At 74.8% G+C, this 3,748-nt stretch carries 3 protein-coding genes; all 3 read left to right on the top strand.

Annotation, left to right across the window (positions count from 1 at the left end; all coding sequences use genetic code 11):
• On the top strand, window positions 1–1,644 hold a 1,644-nt coding region (locus AB0O00_RS32355), incomplete at its 5' end, for a DUF4132 domain-containing protein (protein ID WP_363657863.1).
• On the top strand, window positions 1,641–2,750 hold the full coding sequence (locus AB0O00_RS32350; protein WP_363657861.1) for an AAA family ATPase: 1,110 nt from the start codon (window positions 1,641–1,643) through the stop codon (window positions 2,748–2,750). The genes AB0O00_RS32355 and AB0O00_RS32350, both read left to right, overlap by 4 nt.
• A 5-nt stretch (window positions 2,751–2,755) precedes the next feature.
• Window positions 2,756–3,748 (top strand): DUF5682 family protein (locus AB0O00_RS32345; protein ID WP_363657859.1); only part of this gene is annotated, 993 nt, incomplete at its 3' end.

Raw genomic sequence — 3,748 nt, 5'->3', positions numbered from 1 at the left:
GCCCTGTTCCTCGTCCCCGACGCGGTCGGCCCGGTCGGCCGGGCCCGCGGCGCCGCCGAGCAGGGGCTGCGGCTGGTCGCCTCCACCGAGGGCAACGAGGCCGTGCTGGCCGCCGTGTCCGCCCGCTTCGGCGCGGAGGCCGCGGAGATCGTCGCCGAGGCCCTGGCCGCGGACCCGCTGGAGAACGCCCTGCCCGCGAAGATGCCCGCGCTGCCCGCGTGGGCGCAGCCCGCCGTCCTGCCGCAGCTGCTGCTCACCGGGGGCGGGGCGCTGCCGGAGGAGTCCGTCCGGCACGTGCTGACGATGCTCGCGCTGTCGAAGCCCGGCGATCCGTACCCCGGGCTGGCCATCGTCGTCGACGTCTGCCGGGCCGACTCGCTGGCCGCCTTCGCCTGGGCGCTGTTCGAGGAGTGGCGGCAGGTCGCGATGCCCGCCAAGGAGAGCTGGACGCTGCACGCGCTCGGCTTCCTCGGCGACGACGAGACGGTCCGCCGGCTCACCCCCGTCGTGCGCGACTGGCCCGGGCAGGGCGCCCACCACCGCGCGGTCGAGGGGCTGGGCGTGCTGGCGGCCATCGGCAGCGACGTCGCCCTCCTGCACCTGCACGGGATCGCCCAGCGGGTGAAGTTCAAGGCGCTCAAGGAGCGCGCCCAGGAGAAGATCGCCGAGGTCGCCGAGGGCCTGGGCCTCACCGGCGACCAGCTCTCCGACCGGCTCGTGCCGGACCTCGGGCTCGACGCGGACGGCACGACGGTCGTCGACTACGGCCCGCGCCGCTTCACCGTCGGCTTCGACGAGCAGCTGCGCCCGTTCGTGCTCGACGAGGACGGCAAGCGGCGCAAGGACCTGCCCGCCCCCGGCGTCCGGGACGACCAGGAGCTGGCACCGGCCGAGCGCAAGCGCTTCGTCGCGCTGAAGAAGGACGTCCGGACGATCGCCTCGGACCAGGTGCGCCGCCTGGAGGCGGCCATGGTCGCCGGGCGGACCTGGACGGCGGCCGAGTTCCGGGAGCTGTTCGTCGGCCACCCGCTGGTGTGGCACCTCGTGCGGCGCCTGGTCTGGCTCGCGGACGGCACGGAGGGTGTGATCACCGCCTTCCGCGTCGCCGAGGACCGCACGTTCGCGGACGTCGAGGACGACGAGTTCACGCTCCCCGACGACGCGACCGTCCGCCTCGCCCACCCGCTGCACCTCGGCGAGGCCCTGGCGGCGTGGTCGGAGCTGTTCGCGGACTACGAGATCCTCCAGCCGTTCCCGCAACTCGGCCGCCCGGTGCGGCACGTGACGCCGGAGGAGGCCGCCGTCAGCCACCTGCACCGCTTCGAGGGCTGCAATGTGCCGGTGGGCCGGCTGCTCGGCCTGACCAAGCGTGGCTGGGAGCGCGGGACGCCGCAGGACGCCGGCATCGAGCGCTGGTTCTCCAAGAAGCTCGGCGAGGGCCTCCACCTCGTCATCGCCCTCAACGAGGGGATCTGGGTCGGGGTCGTCGACGAGTTCCCCGACCAGGTCTTCGAGACGGTCTGGCTGGACCGCTCGCCGCGCGACTTCTGGCGCAACACCCAGTACCCGGCGACCTTCGGCGAGCTCGACCCCGTCGTCGCCTCCGAGCTGCTCGCCGACCTGGAGGAGGTGACGGCACCATGAGCGCCGTGAACGTCGGGGCCGCCGTCGACGTGGGGGACATCGCGCTCCAGCGCCCGCCCGCCGAGGTCCGCTACGCGGAGGAGCTGGCCGCGCTGCGCGCCGCGGACGACGCCCCGCGCCCGCCCGGGTGGCAGCTGAGCCTGCGGGCCGCGCGCCGGTTCGTCGTCGGGGACGACGAGGCCGGGATCAGCCGCAAGTTCGTCGGCAACGCCTCGCTCGTGGAGCGGGCGCTGGTGACGCTGGCGACCAACCGGGGCCTGCTGCTGGTCGGCGAACCGGGCACCGCCAAGTCGCTGCTGTCGGAGCTGATCGCGGCGGCCGTCAGCGGCACGTCCACGCTGACCGTCCAGGGCGGCGCGGCCACCACCGAGGACCAGATCAAGTACTCGTGGAACTACGCGCTGCTCGTCTCCGAAGGCCCGTCGCCGCGCTCCCTCGTCCCCGCGCCGATGCTGCGCGGCATGGCCGAGGGCCGCGTCATCCGCTTCGAGGAGATCACCCGCTGCCCGCTGGAGGTGCAGGACTGCCTGCTCTCCCTGCTGTCCGAACGGGTCCTGGCCGTACCGGAGTTGGACGGCCCGGAGGGGATGGTGTTCGCCCGCGCCGGGTTCAACGTCATCGCCACCGCCAACACCAGGGACCGCGGTGTCAACGAGATGAGCGCGGCCCTCAAACGCCGGTTCAACTTCGAGACGGTCTTCCCGATCCCGGACTTCGACACCGAGCTCGCCCTCGTCGAGGCCGAGGCCGCCGCCCTGCTGCGCCGCTCGGGCGTCGAGGCGGCGCCGGACCGCGACGTGCTGGAGGTGCTCGTCGGGACGTTCCGCGAGCTGCGCGGCGACCAGGGCGCGGCCGGGCGGATATCCGCCGTGATGAGCACGGCCGAGGCGGTGTCGGTGGCACACGCGGTCGGCGTGCGCGGGTGGTTCCTGCGCGGCGAGCCCGGTGACGCGGCCGACGTCGTGACCTGCCTCGCGGGCACGGCCGCCAAGGACAGCCCGGAGGACCTCGCCCGGCTACGCCGCTTCCTGGAGCAGCAGGCGAGCGGCCGGCGCGGCGCGCAGTGGCGGGCCCTGTACGAAGCACGACATCTGCTGGCCGGCTGATGGCCGTGGAACTCGCGGAACTGTCGTGCGGTGAGCCGGTGTTCAGCGGCGAGCCGGTGTTCATCGGCGTGCGGCACCACTCGCCGGCCTGCGCGCGCCTGGTCGCCGACACCGTCGAGGCGCTCCGCCCGGCCTACGTGCTGGTGGAGGGCCCAGCCGACATGAACGGCCGGCTCGACGAACTGCTCCTCGGCCACGAGCTGCCCGTCGCCGTGTTCAGCCACTACCGCGACGACGAGCGCACGGCGACGTCCTGGACACCGCTGTGCGACTACTCGCCGGAGTGGGTCGCGCTCACCCGCGGGCGGGCGGCGGGCGCGCAGGTGCGGTTCATCGACCTGCCGGCCTGGCACCCGGCCTTCGTCGAGCGGGCCGTGCCGCTGGCCAACCGGTTCGCCGACGCCGAGGCCCGGTACGCGCAGGCGACGCGGCGGCTGTGCGAGCGGTTCGGCACCGACTCGGTGGACGCGCTGTGGGACCGGCTCGTCGAGGTGGCCGGTCCGGACGGCCTCGCGCAGCGGCTCGACGCCTACTTCGAGCTGGTCCGCGGTGATGCGGCGGCCGAGGCGGGCGACCGGGCGCGGGAGGCGTACATGGCCCGCTGGGTCCGGGCCGCGCTCGCGCGCGCCGGCGGACGGCCGGTCGTGGTGGTGACCGGCGGGTTCCACACGCCCGCGCTCCGCGCCCTGGCCGCCACGGGGAGCGCGGAGGAGGACCGGCCGACCGAGGACCGGCCGACCGAGGACCGGCCGACCGAGGACTGGCCGACCGAGGACTGGCCGGAGGTGCCGGAGCCGCCCTCCGGTGCCCTGGGCGGCAGCTTCCTCGTGCCGTACTCCTTCCGCCAGCTGGACGCCTTCGCCGGCTACCAGTCCGGCATGCCCTCCCCCGGCTACTACCAACTGCTGTGGGAGCAGGGGCCGACGGCAGCCGCCGACGGCCTGCTGGAGCGGATCGTCCGCCGGCTGCGCGAGCGGCGCGTCCCCGTCTCCACGGCC

This window comes from Kitasatospora sp. NPDC093558 (assembly GCF_040683475.1).
GTDB lineage: Bacteria > Actinomycetota > Actinomycetes > Streptomycetales > Streptomycetaceae > Kitasatospora.
The sequence above is the reverse complement of the archived record's forward strand: the minus strand, read 5'-3'. Positions and strand labels throughout refer to the sequence as shown.

Bases quoted from the DNA above. Each gene is read 5' to 3' on its own strand.
- AB0O00_RS32350 (WP_363657861.1), top strand. From the start codon at position 1,641: ATGAGCGCCGTGAACGTCGGGGCCGCCGTCGACGTGGGGGACATCGCG.